Annotated in this window: 12 protein-coding genes and 4 pseudogenes; 11 read left to right on the top strand and 5 right to left on the bottom strand. The window is 58.5% G+C overall.

The window, feature by feature from the left end; translation table 11 throughout:
* Positions 1-202 precede the first annotated feature (202 nt).
* The 7 genes and pseudogenes from TKWG_RS01845 (at position 203) to pdxK (ending at position 9,682) form a co-directional block, all read left to right on the top strand.
* Positions 203-4,339, top strand: a complete 4,137-nt coding sequence (locus TKWG_RS01845) for a phospholipase effector Tle1 domain-containing protein (protein WP_014749187.1) — start codon at positions 203-205, stop codon at positions 4,337-4,339.
* Positions 4,340-4,369: 30 nt separating this feature from the next.
* Positions 4,370-6,051 (top strand): annotated as a pseudogene (argS, locus tag TKWG_RS01840) (arginine--tRNA ligase).
* Positions 6,052-6,127: 76 nt separating this feature from the next.
* Entirely contained in the window at positions 6,128-6,730 is a 603-nt protein-coding gene (locus TKWG_RS01835; RefSeq protein ID WP_148274455.1) for a hypothetical protein, read from the top strand.
* Positions 6,679-6,885 carry an SPOR domain-containing protein gene (locus tag TKWG_RS22185; RefSeq protein ID WP_171815103.1) on the top strand — a complete coding sequence of 69 codons (207 nt, stop codon included), beginning with the start codon at positions 6,679-6,681 and terminating at the stop codon, positions 6,883-6,885. Before TKWG_RS01835 ends, TKWG_RS22185 begins: the two co-directional genes overlap by 52 nt.
* Before the next feature lie 120 nt (positions 6,886-7,005).
* The gene (locus tag TKWG_RS01830) at positions 7,006-7,641 is read left to right on the top strand and encodes a thiol:disulfide interchange protein DsbA/DsbL (RefSeq protein WP_014749184.1); all 636 of its coding nucleotides are present in this window, start codon (positions 7,006-7,008) and stop codon (positions 7,639-7,641) included.
* Positions 7,642-7,973: 332 nt separating this feature from the next.
* Positions 7,974-8,789, top strand: a complete 816-nt coding sequence (locus TKWG_RS01825; RefSeq protein WP_041708898.1) for a YggS family pyridoxal phosphate-dependent enzyme — start codon at positions 7,974-7,976, stop codon at positions 8,787-8,789.
* The gene (gene pdxK / locus TKWG_RS01820) at positions 8,786-9,682 is read left to right on the top strand and encodes a pyridoxine/pyridoxal/pyridoxamine kinase (protein ID WP_014749182.1); all 897 of its coding nucleotides are present in this window, start codon (positions 8,786-8,788) and stop codon (positions 9,680-9,682) included. Before TKWG_RS01825 ends, pdxK begins: the two co-directional genes overlap by 4 nt.
* 223 nt (positions 9,683-9,905) lie before the next feature.
* On the opposite strand, the pseudogene metC reads toward pdxK, so the two are convergent.
* A pseudogene (gene metC / locus TKWG_RS01815) lies at positions 9,906-11,110 on the bottom strand (cystathionine beta-lyase).
* A 66-nt stretch (positions 11,111-11,176) separates the two neighbouring features.
* On the opposite strand from metC, the pseudogene TKWG_RS01810 reads away from it, so the two are divergent.
* Positions 11,177-11,805, top strand: a pseudogene (locus tag TKWG_RS01810) (LysE family translocator).
* A gap of 162 nt (positions 11,806-11,967) precedes the next feature.
* On the opposite strand, the gene TKWG_RS01805 reads toward TKWG_RS01810, so the two are convergent.
* The 3 genes and pseudogenes from TKWG_RS01805 to TKWG_RS01795 all read right to left on the bottom strand — a co-directional run bounded on the left by TKWG_RS01805 (position 11,968) and on the right by TKWG_RS01795 (position 14,870).
* Positions 11,968-12,723, bottom strand: coding sequence for a GntR family transcriptional regulator (locus TKWG_RS01805; protein ID WP_148274454.1), 756 nt, complete (start codon positions 12,721-12,723; stop codon positions 11,968-11,970).
* A 136-nt stretch (positions 12,724-12,859) separates the two neighbouring features.
* On the bottom strand, positions 12,860-13,624 hold the full coding sequence (locus tag TKWG_RS01800; protein WP_014749178.1) for an enoyl-CoA hydratase-related protein: 765 nt from the start codon (positions 13,622-13,624) through the stop codon (positions 12,860-12,862).
* 17 nt (positions 13,625-13,641) lie between these two features.
* A pseudogene (locus tag TKWG_RS01795) lies at positions 13,642-14,870 on the bottom strand (CaiB/BaiF CoA transferase family protein).
* A gap of 294 nt (positions 14,871-15,164) precedes the next feature.
* On the opposite strand from TKWG_RS01795, the gene TKWG_RS25675 reads away from it, so the two are divergent.
* From TKWG_RS25675 to TKWG_RS01785, 3 genes are all read left to right on the top strand, one after another.
* On the top strand, positions 15,165-15,503 hold the full coding sequence (locus TKWG_RS25675; RefSeq protein ID WP_014749177.1) for a tripartite tricarboxylate transporter substrate-binding protein: 339 nt from the start codon (positions 15,165-15,167) through the stop codon (positions 15,501-15,503).
* Positions 15,455-16,195, top strand: a complete 741-nt coding sequence (locus tag TKWG_RS01790; RefSeq protein ID WP_081489193.1) for a Bug family tripartite tricarboxylate transporter substrate binding protein — start codon at positions 15,455-15,457, stop codon at positions 16,193-16,195. The genes TKWG_RS25675 and TKWG_RS01790 overlap by 49 nt, the downstream gene beginning before the upstream one ends.
* A 124-nt stretch (positions 16,196-16,319) precedes the next feature.
* The gene (locus TKWG_RS01785; RefSeq protein ID WP_014749175.1) at positions 16,320-16,778 is read left to right on the top strand and encodes a MaoC family dehydratase; all 459 of its coding nucleotides are present in this window, start codon (positions 16,320-16,322) and stop codon (positions 16,776-16,778) included.
* Positions 16,779-16,927: 149 nt separating this feature from the next.
* On the opposite strand, the gene TKWG_RS01780 is transcribed toward TKWG_RS01785, so the two are convergent.
* Positions 16,928-18,151 (bottom strand): CaiB/BaiF CoA transferase family protein, encoded by a 1,224-nt coding sequence (locus TKWG_RS01780; protein ID WP_014749174.1) that lies wholly within the window; start codon positions 18,149-18,151, stop codon positions 16,928-16,930.
* Between the last annotated feature and the right edge of the window lie 97 nt (positions 18,152-18,248).

Genomic DNA, 18,248 nt, shown 5'->3' with positions numbered 1-18,248 from the left:
GTTTTCCTCATTAGATATTTTATTGGACTGCGACCACTGCAAATGCATTCAAAAGGTGATGATACGCATTTTTCAGGTTATTGGTCATGCGAACCCGTCCTCGCTCAATTTTTCCTGCTTGCACGCACCTGATTCTGGTGCTTGCAGGCATGCTCCATTTTGCCCAGAGGCCGTTGCCGGACAAGCAAATATTGCGCAATGCGTGCGTCCGGCGGCCGGCACCGGCCATCCGTGCCGCAGCAACAACCCTTTTACCCTGGGTGCCAATGAGCCGGTCATCAATAGCGGTGCCGGCAACCCGGTTAATCTGGCCACCGGCAACAAATACCAGGAAACAACCGATCTGCCGCTGCGCCATGACGGCTTGCTGCTGGTGCGCAGTTATAACGCAATGGACCGGTCAGACCGGGGACTGGGCGCGGGCTGGCGGCACAATTTCGATATTGATCTGCAACGCACGCCCGAAGGCCTGCAAATTACCCAGGCCGATGGCTCGCGCATCCTGTTTGGCAGACGAACTGGCAAAACTGTTCCGGCCGTTATCCCTGCCTATGGGCGACTGATGGTTGCCGATAGCGGCTGGGTCTGGCGCTGGCCTGACGGCAGTACCCTCTCCTTTAACCGTCAGGGGTTGCTGACCGCACTGAACGTGGCCGGACACCACCTGCAGATACAGCGCTACAGCCGCGCCTCGATTTTTGCCGACAGGATCCGTCAAGTCACAAGTCAGGCCGGGCAAATCCTGGTGTTTCATTACACCCAGAATAATCGCGTGCCTGCCCGCACACGCCTGATCCGAATCGATACGCCACATGGACCCATCCGATATCGCTACGATCTATCTGCCGGGCGTCTGGTATCCGCTACCAGGGATGGTGACAGGCTGACGCTATACCTATACGAACCAGCTTATCAGGCAGGAGACCCATACAAACTGACGGGCATGGCGATCGTGCCCCGCAGCAACGCACACGCCAACAACCCCCTTGTTGCCGGCGCCCTGCCCGTGCTGGAGTCTTCTGCCCAATCCGCCGCCATATCGGTCACAACAGCCCGCGCTCCACTTATGGCGAATCTGCCTGACCCCGTTGTACAACGCTACCGCTTGCGGACCTGGCAATATGACCCAAGCGGCAGAGTGATCCGGGCCGTGCTGCACGATCAGCCCACCGGCACGGGCACCCAGTTGTTCAGCTATGGCGCCGCCGGTGCGCAACGCAGCATCACCCGCGTCACAGATGGCAACGGACAGCATACAAGCTTCGTCTGGCGACGCGTCCACGGCCGATATCTGCTCGAATCGGTCAAAGGTCATGGATGCATCGGTTGCGCCGCACCTGGGTTACGGGCTGCGTATGATGGGCAGGGACGCCTGTCCTACGTCAATGGCCTGCATATCGCCCGCTACCCCAACGGCATGCCGGCACGACTGAGTCTGCCCAACGGGCCCTGGCCCGGCCTGCAGTTGCACTACGACCGGCAAGGACGAGGTATTTTCTGGTCCAGCATACTCACCGGCAGCCAGCACATCCAGTACAACAGCAAGGGGTTGCCCACCACCCAGACCTTTGCCAACGGCGTGCGCTGGTCTTACGAGTATGATGCGCAGCAACGCCTGCGCGTCTTGCACGAATCCACCACATCCGGCTCTCCCACTGGCCAGGCTCCGGGGCATGCAGCACCTGTTGTTGCCACGACCACCCTTCATTATGCAGACAACGGCGACGTCACCCTGAAGCATGCCAACGAAACACAAGTGCATGCCATGAATCGGGCCAGCGGCGCCTTGCGGATCCGGATTTCCAGACCCGTCAGCACAGAGAATCCTTACCCGGTGTCCTATGAAGACATGATTCTGCGCTATCCGCAGGCCCGCCAGCATATACAGTTGCTACCCGAGGGCGGCCGCCTGCTCTACACATATACCTCTGGGCAGCAGTTGCACCGCATTGTCTGGGAAGACGCCCGGCTACAGCGGCACCCCGTTCTGCACATAACAGCCGCAGGTGAAGCCACCTTCGGCAATCAGATTCGGATGCAGTACCTTCAGGATGGCTCCGGCCGCCAGCAATTGCATGTGGTAGCCTCTACCGGCACGGCCAGCCGTCCGATCCTGGGCCTGGACCGCCTGGTGGGGCGCAGCGGGCGCATCCTCAAGGAAGATTACTATTATGCGGCAGTTGCCAGCGCCGTTCGTCGATATTATTTTTACGATGGGCGGCAGCGGCTGGCCGGAATGACCGAGCAGCATTACCGCTACATCAAAGGACAGTTAACACGCACACCAGTCGCTTCCGGAAAGCGGCGCGTTTGGTATGCCTGGGACCGCAGCGGCGCCAGTATTGCGCGATTTGACGGCCAGCGCACACGGCGCAGTCGTATCAGACGGGATGCCAGTGGCTTGCCGGTGCAGGTTGGTCGCCTGAAAACGCGTTACGGCATCAACCGCCGACTTGTAGCGGTCTACCAGCAAAATCGGCGTATTCAACAAAATCTATACAACGGCCAGGGTCAACGTATTGCCCGCCACGACCCGCAGGCGTTTACCCACTTTTATTATCAGGACAACCGGGTGATCGGCCACTGGACTGTACCCACTGGCTCGCCGCTACGAGCACCCGCCAACGGCGCTATTTCAAGACGCTACATATATGCGGGTGCCGTGCCGGTCGCCTTTATCGAATACATAAGGCCCGCAGCATTCAACGACAAACCGCAGGCGCCTTTCGCGACGTCGGCAGACGCATCCGTACACGCTACGCTGCGCCGTCTGCTGAACGACAGATCCGCGGCAACGCTGCACTTTATCCACACCGATACCCAGGGACTGCCGCTTGCTGTTACCAACATGCAGGCGCAACCGGTCTGGCTGGCGCGGCCTGAACCGGAAGGAAAGATAACGCCACTGATCGCTCGTGTGCAACTGCCCTTGCGCTACCCTGGCCAGTATGAGGACGAGGCCACCGGCTGGTTCGATAATATCTACCGCACGTACGACCCGGCTTTTGGCCACTATCTTGAACCCGACCCGATAGGCCCTGTTCCCGGCACTGACCCCCTGGGATATGCCGCCGCGCAACCGCGCCGCTATGTTGATCCGCTGGGGTTGCTGTTATTTGCCTTTGACGGCACCCGTAACCAGGGCAGCGACACCAATTCGAATGTGTACAAACTGCAAAAACTGTACGACTCAGGCCCTGTCCACTATATTGGCGGCCCAGGCACCAGCGATGGCCTGTATGCGTTTGCCGAACCGGCTGTCTACGGCACGACCAATCCCCTGCAAAGCCCTTACGTGATGGGTCCGCTAGGCGTGTTGCTGCGCCCTGCCGATGCCCTGGCCGGAGAGTCTGTCGCCGGCATCGTGCGCACCCAGATGCATCGGCTGATCAGTTCCCTCTTTCGGGACGCACCCTCACTGAAAAACGCCAACGGCCACATTCCGATCGACGTCATCGGCTTTTCCCGCGGCGCAGCGGCGGCACGTATTTTTGCGAACCAGATTTTGCAGCAGACGCAAGACGGCCTGTTCAGCGCCCGGGTCCACACGCCCTTTGCAAACAATGGCCAGGCCCCGGATGCCTTTATGACCGTGAGTGCCTGCCTGGATTTGCGTTTCATGGGCCTGTTCGATACGGTTACGCAGCTTGGCGTGCTGGGCTCGAACAACGCAGCCTACAACTATCAGGTATCTCCCGCCTGGCAGTGGGTTGCCCATGCCGTGGCCCTGAATGAACATAACAATATTTTCCCGCTAACCTCCATTGGCAACGGTGAGCGCCAGAATTTTCACGAAGTCGGCTTTATGGGCAACCACTCCGATATGGGGGGCTCTATACAGGCCGCGGATACCACCCACGTAGCCAACGCCAGCGGCTTGCCGGGCGATCTGGGTAATGTAACGCTGCAATGGATGTACCAACAGGGCCGGACGGCGGGCATCACCTGGCGGCCGCTGCCGCGAACCGCCCTGCGCATTCGCAACCCGCTGGTCCATAACAATCTCATGCGCTATGAATGGCAGGATCCGGCCCGGGAGACACTCAAACCGGACCGTGAAATGGAAGGCCTCGACGGGACCTCAATCAGGCAGCATCAGTCTGCACATGTCGGCCGAACCCGACGCATGCAGGTCGAACAGTTTATCGAACGCGATCTGCCGCAATCCCGGCCGCTGACGATCGCCGACCTGTTTTACGGCAACATGATGGCAGTGCCGCCCGGTAAAGAAAAAGCGCTGATCAGCCAGCCAATTGTCGGTCGCGCCGACATCCAGGCCTATGCCCGGTGGCTGCGGCAAACCACTGGCTTTGAGTTACAGACAGGCCAGGTATGGTAAAATCTGGCTTTTTTCCACCCCCCGGACGCCATGCTCCCCGAGCTGCAACAACACTTACTTTCGCTGCTTCAGGCAGCCGTTCACCATACCCTTCCCGAGGCTACCCCGGTTATCAAACTGGAACGCCCCAAGCAGGCCGATCACGGCGATATTGCCAGCAACGTCGCCATGCAGATCGCCAAGCCCGCTCGTCGGAACCCGCGTGAACTGGCCCAGGAGATTGTCGCCCATGTGCTGGCCAACCCGGCCGCCGCCGGCGTGGTGGAATCGGCCGATGTGGCCGGTCCTGGCTTTATCAACTTGCGACTAACGCAGGCAACGCACCAGCAGGTCCTGCACGCCATTACGCAGCAGGGCGGCCAGTACGGCAATGCCGCCAGACGCAACGAGAAAGTCATTGTGGAATTTGTCTCGGCCAATCCCACCGGCCCCCTGCACGTCGGCCATGCCCGCCAGGCGGCCCTGGGCGACTGCGTCTGCCGATTGCTGGATGCCGGCGGCTACGATGTGCTGCGCGAGTTTTATTACAATGATGCCGGCAACCAGATTCACAACCTGGCGGTCAGCACGCAGGCCCGTGCCCGCGGCATCAGCCCGGACGATGCGGCCTACCCCAGCGATGGCTATCGTGGCGAGTATATTGCCGACATTGCCCGCGATTACGTCAACAAGGCAACCGTTGTAGCAGATGATCGCAGCGTCACGGCCTCGGGAGATCTGGATGCGCTGGAAGACATCCGCCAGTTTGCCGTGGCCTGTCTGCGTCGCGAGCAGGACCTTGATCTGCAGGCTTTCGGTCTGAAGTTCGACAATTACTATCTAGAAAGTTCGCTCTATAGCGACGGCAAGGTGGAAGATACCGTCAACAAACTGATCGCCAGCGGCTACACGTACGAACATGAAAACGCCCTGTGGCTGAAAACAACGGAACTGGGCACCGGCGACGACAAAGACCGGGTCATGCGCAAGTCCGATGGCGGCTACACCTATTTCGTACCCGACGTAGCCTATCACGTGGGCAAATGGAATCGCGGCTACACCCACGCCATCAATATCCAGGGCACAGACCATCACGGCACCATTGCCCGTGTGCGCGCGGGCCTGCAGGCACTGAATCTGGGCATACCCAAAACCTACCCGTCCTATATTCTGCACAAGATGGTCAAGGTCATGCGCAACGGGCAAGAAGTCAAAATATCCAAGCGCGCCGGCAGCTATGTCACCATGCGCGATCTGATCGACTGGGTCGGGCAGGATGCCGTTCGCTACTTCCTGATCCAGCGCAAGGCAGACACCGAGTTTGTGTTTGATATTGATCTGGCACTGGCAAAAGGCGAGGAGAATCCGGTATATTATGTCCAGTATGCACATGCGCGCATCTGCAAGCTGCTGCGCGACTCGGCCGACCTCACAGAAGGTCTGGCCAGCGCCGACAGCAGCAGGCTGGTGGCCCCTACGGAAATCACGCTGCTCAAGCGCTTGGCAGAGCTGCCCGGCTGATTCAAACGGCAGGACAGGAACTGTCGCCGCATCAGGTTGCATTCTGGCTTCAGGAATGCGCAGCCGACTTCCATTCGTGGTACAACGCCGAACGCATCATGCTTGACGATATCGAACTGAAACGTGCGCGGCTGCGTCTGGCCGATGCCACCCGTCAGGTCATTGCCAATGGCCTTGGCCTGCTGGGTGTGTCCGCACCCCAGCAAATGTAAGCGAGACTGTTCTACTATGGCAACACGCAAGAAACGCCCCGCCGCCCGCAGTTCCCGGTCTTCCTCCGGCTCTGGCATGACATTTTCGTCTATCCTGCTGGGTCTGATCATCGGCCTGTCCGTGGCTGCCGTGGCCGCTTTCATGATCATGCGTTCGCCTTCTCCCATTCAGGAACGTCGGTCACCGACTACTGGTCAGCCTGGCGCCCTTACCGGCCAGGCCGCGCCCAGCCCGGGCGCAGCACTGATCGACCCAAATGCATGGATGAACAACGACGGCAGCATCAATTCTGCACAACAGCCGCCGACCCGCCCGAAAATTGAACCACTGCCTCCGCTACTGGGCATCCCGGAAGATGCCGGCGATATGCCGTTTACCGCTGGCGGCACCCTGACGCCCGCAACCCCGCCAACAAAAGCAGCGCCCAAGACGGATGACGACCAGATTGCCTCGCTGATTAACACCTTGCCCGGCGAAAAAACGACAGCCACCAAGCGCCAGCCGCCGCACCCGCTACTTCCAGAAATGCACAAACCGGCGCAAGCCCGGCCACCACGCCCAAGACCACAGCAGCAAATACGCCAGCCACCGCGCAGACCCGCAGCAGTGCACCGCGCTACCTGCAAGTGGGGTCCTACCGCGATGAGAAAGAGGCCGATGCCTTTCGCGCCCGCATGATCATGATGGGCTTCAATGTGCAGATCCAGAAAGCCAGAGTGAACAATATGGACGTCAATCGCGTGCGTATCGGCCCCTTCGATAGCGAGAAGGAACTGAGCGAATCCCGCGCCCAACTCTCAGGGGCTAAAATCAACTCCACCATCGTGCGCTAGGCCAGGGCACGTCAGGCGGGAACTTTACGGGGCGCAGCATGTCCTATTGCAGTACCGCCGGATCCAGTGGCGGCTCGCGGGCATGAGTGCCCGATTATTAACCAATTTCACAAACAGACTATGAAATCATCCTCCATTGTGCTCCGTTTCGTATCTGCCGCCCTGCTTACCGGTGCTGCAGCCTTTGTTCCTGTCATGGCCCAGTCCGGACCGGCATTCAAGACATTGAACACCGCCCAGCCTTCAGGATCGGGAGACAAAGTTGAAGTAATGGAATTTTTCGCCTACAGCTGCCCTCATTGCGCAGAAATGGAACCGATGGTGGAAAAATGGGTAAAAACCTTGCCTGCCAATGTCGCGTTCGTACGTGTTCCAGTCGCTTTCAACGCCGCCATGCAACCCATGCAGCAACTGTATTATTCGCTGGAAGCGCTGGACAAGCTTGATCTGCATCCGAAAGTATTCAACGCCATTCACCAGGAAGGCAAAAAACTGTTCACCAAGGCTGCCATTATTGACTGGGTTGCCAGCCAGGGCATCGACAAGGCTGCCTTTACCTCGGCATTCGACTCTTTTGGCGTGACAGCCAAGGTCAAACGCGCCGCAGAAATGACCGATACCTACGCCATTGAAGGCACGCCTTCTTTTGCCATCGGCGGCAAGTACGTGACCTCGCCCGGCATGACGGGTGACTATGCGTCCAGCATCACGCAGGCACAGAAACTGCTTGACCAGGTTCTCGCCGAGAAAAAATAGAACGACAGCGAACGCGCGCCGTATCCGCGCGCGTTTCGCACGCAGCATGGTGTGCGACGCGGAGCGACGCCGCCGGATCGCGAGCCGCTTGTCACTACCAAGGTACCGGCAGCCAGACTACGCCACGGAAAAACCGGGCGCCAGGGTTTATACTGTCAGCTCACCCGATTTTCTTTTCCAATCTTGCGATAATTCCGCATTATCACAGTTTAAAAGAACGCCGTCGCCATTGCGCGATGCAGTCAGGAACGTTCATTCCGGCGTGAACGCCGATGGCTGCGGTGCTTGCGCGACCATTGAATGCAACAGGCCTGCCGGCAGCGAGATGACACATGAGCACACCTCCCTCTTTGGATACCCCCACCCAGCACGATCAGCACGGCCGCTGGCCACAGGCAGAATCTGTCGAAGACTTCCAGCATAATCTTGCGGCAGTTCAGGCACGCATTAACGCCTCCTGTCAGCGCGTCGGACGCGATCCGTCCAGCGTGCGCCTGCTCCCGGTCAGCAAGACCAAGCCCGCAGCAAGCCTGCGCCTGGCCTATGCGGCCGGCTGTCGCCAGTTCGGCGAAAACAAGCCGCAGGAAGCCTACCGCAAGTGGGAAGAGATGGCAGACCTGAGCGATCTGCACTGGTCGGTGATCGGCCATTTGCAGACCAACAAGGCCAAGCTGGTTGCACGCTTTGCCACCGAGTTCCAGGCGCTGGACAGCCTGCGTGTGGCCGAAGCCCTGGAGCGGCGCCTGCAGGCTGAAGGCCGTGGGCTTGATGTTTTCGTGCAGGTCAACACCTCCGGAGAAGCCAGCAAATATGGCCTGCCGCCAGAGGAAGTCGCTGCCTTTTTACAGCAACTACCGGCATTTTCAGCCTTGCGTGTGCGCGGCCTGATGACGTTGGCGCTGCTGTCGGCCGATGCCTCACGCGTGCGCAACTGTTTCATACTGCTGCGCGAACTACGCGAGCGGCTGCGCCAGGACGCGCCTGCCAGCATCGCACTGGATGAACTGTCCATGGGCATGTCGGGCGACTATGAAATTGCCATTGAAGAAGGTGCGACTGTGGTACGCGTCGGCCAGGCCATTTTCGGCGCACGCGATACGCCTGACGCCTATTACTGGCCAACAGCCGAACAAGGAGATGCACGTTGACCAATCCCGTCGAACCTGGCGCGCACACCGACCCGGTGTCTTCGTTGCGTCCACTGCCCATTGATGTAGTCTCGGTCCAGTCGCAGGTCGTCTACGGCCGCGTAGGCAATAACGTAGCGGTACCCGCGCTCCAGGCACAGGGCCTGACCGTCGCCACGGTCCCGACCGTCGTCTTCAGCAACACGCCACACTATCCCTCGTTTCACGGCGGTGCTATCCCTAGCGAATGGTTCAGCGGCTATCTGAGCGATCTGTTCGCACGCAACGCATTGGGAAAACTGCGGGCTGTCCTGACAGGCTATATGGGTGGCCCGCAGCAGGCCCGGTTATTGGCTGAGTGGCTTGTGCGTGTCCTGCAGGCGCGCCCCGCCCTGCAGGTCGTGATAGATCCCGTCCTGGGTGATCATGACACTGGGCAATATGTCAGTCCGGACATGACAGAGGCCTATCTGCGCCATTTGCTGCCGCTGGCCGACGGACTCACACCCAATGGCTTCGAGCTGCAACAGCTCACGGGCATTGAAGGATCGGATATTGATAGTACGGTCATTGCCGCGCGCCGCTTGCTGACCGGTCGCACGCAATGGGTTGTGGTCACCAGTGCGGCACCCGCCGCCTGGCCCGACAACCAGATGCTGGTGGCCGTGGTAACGCGACACGAGCATAAAATCCTGAGCCATGCCCGCATTGATGCCTCGCCCAAGGGGACAGGCGATCTGTTCAGCGCCACCCTCACAGGCCAGTTGCTGTGCGGTGCATCGCTATTTGACGCAGCCCGTTACGCCTGTGATCAACTGATCGATGCATTGGCGCTGACCCGCCAGGCGCAATCGGCCGAACTGCTGCTTCCACCAGCCGCCAGTTTGATGGGAGACCGGCCAGCCGGTGCCTGATCGCGGCTGCCTGCCGCACAACAGGCTTGTGCCCGGGCCTCTGGAGGTGAAAAGTGCGAAAAGTGTGTGAGGTATGAAATACCAAACACGATACCATTCACCACAGGCCGCCTCGCGTTTTGAGCTATCGGGCGTATATTAAACACGTACTTGCCGCCAGGCCTGCCTCACCAACCCACGCGGCCGCAGAGATCCACGCCCGGGTGCCGGCAATCATGCCGGCTCAGACCACACCCGCTTTACGCATGGCCTGCTGCAAGTCGGCAATCAGATCATCAACGGACTCCAGGCCAATATGCAGGCGCGCCACCTGCACATCGCCATTCGCATGATCATCAAAGTAAGCATGGCTGCGCAACGCACCGGTGTCGACCCACTGCACCAGGCTTTCGTACCCCCCCCAGGAATAACCGATGCCGAACAGCGTCAAGGCATTGACGAAAGTACGCATTTGTTCAGCAGACAGAGTCAGCGCAACCGACAATAAGCCATTGGAGCCGGTGCAATCGCGCTTCCACAAATCATGGCCGGCATCTTGCGGCCAGGCCGGATGGAAAATCTGTTGCACTGCTGGCTGCTGCGCCAGCCACTGGCAGATCGCCAGCGCATTGCGCGCATGCTGTTGCATGCGCACCGGCAACGTACGTACCCCCCGGATGGCCAGCCAGGCATCATCGGCGCTAATGGAGAACCCCATCGCATACTGATTGGTGTCAATGGTCTTGATGAGTTCCGGATCGTTGGCAATGACCGCGCCCAGCATCAGATCGGAATGCCCGGCCACATATTTGGTGCCTGCCACGATACTGACATCGGCCCCCAATGCCAGGGCTGATAGGCGTAGCCGGAACCCCAGGTATTGTCGGTCACCAGGATCAGCCCCTGCCGCCGGGCAAATTCGGCCAGCGCCGGCATGTCCAGCATCTGCATGAGCAAAGACCCGGGCGCTTCCACATACAGTATTTTAGTGTTCGGCTTTACGTGCTGTTCCAGTGCCTGCACATCCTTGGCCGACGTAAAGGTGGCGTCAATACCCATGCGCTTTAGCACAGTATTGTTCAGATGATAAACCGGCCCGTAAACGCAATCTGCAACCAGCAGATGATCGCCCGCGCTCAGCAGCGAGAGCAGGGCCATGCTGATCGCACCCAGGCCCGAGGATGCCAGAAAGGCGCGTTGTCCGCCTTCGAGCGCGCAGAATATATCTTCCAGAGCGGCGTGGGTTTCCATACCCATGCGACCGTAGGTGACTAATCGTTCGCCGCGGCTTTTGCGTTTATAGGTTTCTTCCAGATCTTCGACCGTATTGAATCTCACGGTACTGGTGCGGATAGCCGGCAGACCGACTGGCGCAACCGGATGCTGCGCGTCACACGGCGCCGTGCCCAGATGCTGTAAACGGGTATGAATGGAAGATTCGGAAGACATGGTGCGACCCTGTGGTTTATGATTCAAACAGTCAACCATTATAGCCACGTCCGATCCGGAGACATCATGATCAGTGCCGACACCGCATTCGTTTTCGCGGGTATTGCCTGCCTGCTGGCGCTCTCGCCAGGGCCCGATAATCTGTTCGTGCTGTTTCAATCCATGTTCTGGGGCTGGCGTGCCGGCTTCATGATTACACTGGGACTGTGCACCGGCTTGCTCTGGCATACCTTCATTGTGACCATCGGCGTCGCTGCCTGATCGCCGCATCGCAGACGGCGTTTCTGGTGCTCAAGTTGGTAGGCGCTGCCTATCTGCTCTATATGGCCTGGCAGGCCTGGCGCGCGCCGCCGGTCTTTGCCTCTGGCCAGACTGCGCCTTCGCGCCGCAGCGACCTGCAGTTTTACCGGCGCGGCATTCTGATGAGCGCCACCAATCCCAAACTCAGTATTTTCTTTCTGGCCTTTCTGCCGCAATTTGCCCGTCCTGAAGCGGGCTCGGTCACGCAGCAATTGCTGATGCTGAGCGCAATTTTTATTATATGCGCGCTCCTGGTCTTTAACCTGGTGGCCGCCTTTTCCAGTTTTGTGGGACGCTATCTGAAGCAATCTGCGCTGGCCCAGCACGTGCTGAACAAACTGGCCGCCGTGGTGTTTGTTGGCCTGGCGGTAAAACTGGCCACAAGCAGCAAATAAAAGCGCAGTGCCTGTTGGCCAAGGCCTCTGTTCCGGCAGTTAACTTGTGCCGTTAGTTCGGCCTGTTACCAAGCTGCCATACCGCTTTGCTGCCATGGTGTTCTGCTGCCCTATCGCCCTATTGCCCTGTTGCCGCAACCGGCTGGGTGCTCCTAACCGTGTCTATTTCAGGCGAATATCCAGTCGGACCACATCGCCCCGATAAATACCGTCGCCAATAAAAACAATGGTGCCATTCTGATCAACAGCGCTACGGTGCACATGGGCGACCGGTGCGTTCAGCGGCAATTGCAGCAGGTCGGCCAGTTCAGGATCAGCCGACCCCAGCGTCAATGTCTGGTGGGCCTCGACAATGTCCAGCCCTGGCAAGTCACGCAAAATACGCATGGACGTTTTGGTTTCAAATGCCTTGGCCGGAATGCGCCGGCATACTTTCTCGTCGATGAAGACTTCGCCCAGGTAGTAGGGGCGCCCGTTGCGCCAGTGACGGCGGTGCCAGTACTGGTAACTTTGCGCCAGCTTACCCAGCGACAGGTCGGCCGAGGACGGCATGCGCCGGTCCCGGGCTGACAGAATTTCAATACTCACCCCTTCAGGCGCAATAAGCTGACCATCCCAGTTGGAAGCCACTTCGCACCAGAACTGTTCTTGCGGCTTGCCGGTAACAAAGGTACCTTTTGCACGATACCGCTCAATCAGCTTTTCCGCTTCCAGCAAGTCCAGGGCCTGCCGCACCGTTGCGCGGGCGACCTTGCATTCCTCGGCCAATTCGTCAACGGTGGGAATCTGCGAGCCGACAGGCCACTGCCCCGATTCGACCCGGCGCCGAAACAGGCTGGCCAGCTGTACATAGCGGGCGGCAGCGCTGCGGCTGAAGTCAATTGCTGCGGTACTGTTTTTGGTCTGCGCTTGTGTCATCTTCCTGTCCATTGTGTTGGCGCAGCCTGTCGAAAAGCGCATGCATAAGCACGTTTTCTCCTGCGGCATTGCCATTAACTACTGCATTATACCGAGTCATGCAGCCGGCCATGTCATCAAAGGCACATCAATCAGACTATCGTCCCTTGAACACAGGCGCCCGTTTTTCAACGACAGCGCGCACAGCCTCACGCGCATCTTCCGAGTTCATGAGTTTGGTGCTGTACTGCTGTTCAAGTTCATAACCTTCGTCCACCGGCATGGCTTCGATCCGGTTCAACGCCTCTTTCATGGTCACCAGGCCGATGCGGCTTTTGGATGCAATGACCTGCGCCATATCCATCGCGGTCGGCATCAGCAACCGTGGTGCAACCACCCGTTCTACAAAACCTACGCGATGCGCTTCCCATGCGCTGATCTGTTCGCCTGTAAAGGCCATATAGCGCAAGCTGCCTTGCGGCACCAGACGACCGGTATGCGCGCCACCGCCACAACGCCCGACATTGATTTCCGGCATGGAAAAGGTTGCCTTTTCCGACGCGATGCGAATATCGCTACTGCTGGCCAACACACTGCCGGCACCTAGCGCCGGTCCATTAACCGCTGCAATGACTGGAACAACACAATGGCGGATGGCATAAAAAGTGGCACGCACTACTTTGGCCCTTGCGGGATCTTCCTGCGGCGTTGCGGCCAGAAACTCCTTGAGTTCGAGTCCGGCGCAAAAGGCTTTGGTGCCCTTGGCGGTAAACACGACGACATTGATATCGTCCATTGCATTGATCGCTTCAAACGTCTGTGTAATGGCCTCATAACGCGCCAGGGTCAAGGCATTAACGGGCGGCGAGTCCAGCGTGACAATGGCAATTTTTCCCTGTTTTTCCAACTGAATTTCGTTCATATTGATTTTCCTTTGCTTCAAACAATACCAGACTCGCGCAACTGGCGAACCCGCGCGGCGTCATAACCAAGATCGGTCAAGATTTTTTCGGTGTGCTGGCCCAGCAGCGGTGGCGGCGACTCAAACTGCAGCGGCCGATTGGTAAAATTGATCGGGCACACGACTTGTGGTACCGCAACACCGGCAGGATGCGGCACGCTGCGCAGCATGCGACGGTGCTGAACTTGCGGCTCCTGGAATACCTCGGCAATGCTATTGATCGGGCCACAAGGCACGCCGGCCGCACTCAGGGCCGCAACCAGTTCGGCACGCGGCCAGCGGGAGAATTCTTCCTGCAACAGCGCTGTCAGTTCGGCAACGTTGCGCGCTCGCTGGGCATTGACATTAAATCGCGCATCGCTGGCCAACTCCGGCCGCTGCAATGCCTCGCATAATTTGACAAATTGCCTGTCGTTGCCGACAGCCAGAATGACCTCCCCGTCCTGGCAGGAATAGACGTCCTGTGGCTGAATATTCGGATGCGCATTGCCACCGCGTTTGGGCGTCTTGCCTGACAGCAGATGATTCATGGCCTGATTGGACAACACGGCAGTCTGGACGTCCAGCATGGCCAGGTCTATATACTCGCCTTCGCCTGTCTGCTCGCGATTGGCCAGGGCGGCCAGCACAGCCACCGCGGTATACATGCCTGTCATCAGGTCTACGATAGGAATGCCCACTTTCTGCGGCCCGCCGCCGGGCTTATCGTCCCGCTCGCCGGTCACACTCATCAAGCCGCCCATGGCCTGAATCAGAAAGTCGTAGGCAGCTTCGTTTTTACGCGGACCGTCCTGACCGAAACCGGTTACTGAGCAATAGATCAGGCGCGGATTCACTTGTTTCAGACTGGCATAATCCAGGCCATATTTGGCCAGCGCACCTGTTTTGAAGTTCTCCAGAACGATATCGCAGTCTTTGGCCAGATCGCGCACAATCTGCTGGCCTTCTGGCGTATCCAGGCAACGGTGATGGATTCCTTGCCACGATTGACCGACAGATAGTAGCCGGCTTCGGCCGTGTTGTTGCCCGCGCCGTCCTGCAAAAACGGCGGACCCCATGCTCGCGTATCGTCCCCCTGCCCGGGGCGCTCCACCTTGATGACCGTCGCTCCCATGTCTGCCAGCAACTGGCTTGCCCATGGCGCAGCCATGATGCGACTTAAGTCCAGCACCCGTACGTGCGACAATGGTCCGCTTTTCTGACTCATCCTTCCATCTCCTTAAACTGTTATGCCCGCTTCGGTGGTCATGCGCACCGCCAACAAACCATGACTCGTTATCCTGGCGTATCGTCTGCGCCGCATGCGTCGACACGCTGACGCCCGAACACGATGTCGCGCCGCACCATTAGGACATAATTATAGCCTATATAGTTCAATAATACGACCTATTGACATTACTAACAGAATACCCTAGCATGTCCAGTGTCCAGTGCTGCGATACCCGCCACAGCCTTAGATAGAAAAACAAACAGGCACATCACATTATCAATGAGGAACTCAATGAGACAGTCTTCCCCTATTTCGTCCCTTGCCCCTGGCGCAGGTTTGCGCATTCAGGGCGCCCTGGCAGTTGCGCTGACGCTCTGCGCTACGCTGCTGTCGCCTATGCCGGCGCTGGCCGCCGATGACGCCTACCCGTCCAAGCCGATCAAGGTGACCGTACCGTTTCCACCGGGCGGCTCCAGCGATACTGCCGCACGTATTCTGGCCGACGGCATGTCCAAACAGTTGAAACAGACCCTGGTCGTGGAAAACCGCGCTGGCGCTGCCGGCACCATTGGCATTGCTCGGTGGTCCGCGCCCAGCCCGATGGCTATAATCTGGGCGTGGGTCCGGTAGGCGGCACGATCATTGGCCGTCTGATCGGCATGAAAGTGCCTTATCAGCCCCAAGACGTGGTTCCCATTGCCAACATCGGCTCGCTTCCGCTTGTGGTGGCCGTCAACAAGGACCTGCCGGTCAGCAATATCAAGGAGTTGGTGGCGCTGGCCAAATCCAAGCCGGGGAGTCTGTCTTACGGCACATCCGGCGCAGGCACGCCCGGTCACCTGGTCTTCGAGTACTTCAAAAAAATTGCCGACCTCGACATCGTACATATTCCGTACAAAGGCGATTCGCCGCTGACCAGCGATCTGATCGGCGGTCAGGTGCCTATCGGCATTCTGACCGGACCGGCCGCAAAGGCGCAATTGAGCAATCCCAAGCTTAAATTTCTTGCCGTCAGCAGTGCGCAGCGCTATCCGCAAATGGACAAGGTCCCGACGCTGGTCGAAAGCGGCTATCCTGACCTGAGCATTGAGATCTGGAACCTGCTGATTGCGCCTGCCAAGACCGATCCTGCCATACTGGCCAGCCTGAACACCTCCATGAATGCAGTTTTGAAAGAGCAGGAGACGGTGTCGCGCCTGGAAGCACAGGGCTATCTGCCGCCGGTCTCCATGTCGCTGGAGCAAGCCCGCGAGTTTGTAGAAGCCGACCGCAAGAAATGGGAGACCATTGTCAAGACAACCGGCGTCACCATCGGGCAGTAAACAGCACAAGCCGCGGCAGCACAGGGCCAGCGGGTCCGATTGCCCGGCCGGGCCGCTTTAGCCAGCGGCCCTTTTTTCCGTCCGCCTCCCTGCTGCGCGGACATACCAGATCAAAGGAATGCGAATGTTGCTTGTAAAAACCCCTGCCGAACTGGCATCCCATTGCGGACAATCGCTGGGCACAAGCCAGTGGTTTACCGTTACGCAAGACCAGATAGATCACTATGCGCACCTGACCGGCGATGATCATTGGGTGCATGTTGACATTACCCGCGCGCAGCGGGACATGCCCGAGGGCAAAACCATTGCGCATGGTTTTTTTATTCTCTCGCTGATTCCCCTGCTGGCGCGGGACATTTTCAAGATTGAAAATCGCGGCAAAGGACTGAACTATGGCCTGAATCATCTGCGTTTTGTGAGCCCGGTACCGGTGGGCTCCAAAGTCCGCTTGCAGCAGTCACTGGTCGATGCACAACCGAAAAATGGCGGCACGCTATTCACGTTTGAAAATACTTTTGAAATAGAGGGAGAAGCGCGTCCCGCATTGGTCGCCACCATGCTGCTGCTTATTTATGATGAATAAAATCGTGCCGCGCGCAACGGCGCAGCACACGCGCATTCACCGAGCTTGTAAAGACAGAAATAATGCCGTCACTTAAAGCGCAGCGACGACAGGACTGCCGGCCACGTTGTGCATCAGCGTGACCGCCCTGTTACCGGGGCGGCGCGTCATCAAATGATGTTCTTCTCACGCAGGGCCGCAATAGCCGCCTGATCCATTCCCAGCAGCTCATTCAACACCTCGTCAGTATGCTCGCTCAGGGTCGGTGGCGGGCGTCGGTAATTGACCGGCGTGGCAGACAGCTTCAACGGATTGGCAATTTGCGGAATACGGCCCGCGGTCGAATGCTGCATATGCATCAGCATATCGCGGTGCTGCAATTGTGGATCCTCAAATACCTGGCTCAGATCATTAATGGGCCCGCAAGGCACGTTCATGGCGTCCAGTTGATCCTGCCAGTACCGGATCGGCTGCTTGATCATCACCGCCTGCAGCATCGGAATGAGTTCCTTCTGGTTTTGTGCACGCAGGCGGTTCAATACAAAACGGGGATCATCTGCCAGCTGCGGTAACCCCAGCAGCTGTACAAGCTGGCGAAACTGGGAATCGTTGCCAACGGCAATCATCAGATGCCCATCGCTGCATTCAAAGGCCTGATACGGGCAGGTAATGGGCGAGGCCGTCCCCATCCGCTTGGGAACAATGCCCGACACCAGATAATTCATGGCCACATGCCCGATGGATGCTACCTGGGCATCGAACAGGGCAATGTCGATATACTGACCCTCTCCTGAAACCGCATCGCGATGGTTCAGCGCTGCAAGAATGCCGATAATGGCATAAAAGCCTGCCGTCAGGTCCGACACTGCGTAGCCGACTTTTTGCGGCCCGCCGCCGGGCTCTTCTGCGGGATTGCCGGTCAGACTCATCAGACCGCTCATCGATTGGAAAATCGGATCGTAACCCGGACGATGACTGTAGGGTCCGGATTGACCGAAACCGGTAATGGAACAATACACCAGCCGTGGATTGATAGCTTTGAGCGAGTCGTAATCCAGACCATAGCGAGCCAGATCGCCGGCCTTGAAGTTCTCGATCAGCACATCGCACTGTTTAACCAGCTGGCGAATCACGTCCTGACCTTCCTGACTGGACATATTGACGGTGACGGAGCGCTTGCCCCGATTCATGGCCAGAAATGACGAGGTCTCGGCAGTTTCGTTGCCGGCTTCGTCCCTGGCCCGGTAGCCCTGCTGCCGGACATCGTCGCCACGACCGGGGCGCTCCACTTTGATCACGTCTGCCCCCAGGTCAGCCAGCATCTGACCGGTCCACGGTCCGGAAAATACCCGTCCCAGGTCCAGCACCCGGATATGCGAAAGCGTTTGTGCCATGTCTACTCCAATTTCATTTCAGTTGCTATAGTCAGATGCGCCATTGAACGCGCTGTTCAATGGCAAATTTCAGTTGTATTCTCGGCATCTCCGGCGC

This window comes from Advenella kashmirensis WT001 (assembly GCF_000219915.2).
In the GTDB taxonomy this organism is placed as follows: domain Bacteria; phylum Pseudomonadota; class Gammaproteobacteria; order Burkholderiales; family Burkholderiaceae_B; genus Advenella; species Advenella kashmirensis.
This window is presented reverse-complemented; position numbering and strand designations above follow the sequence as displayed.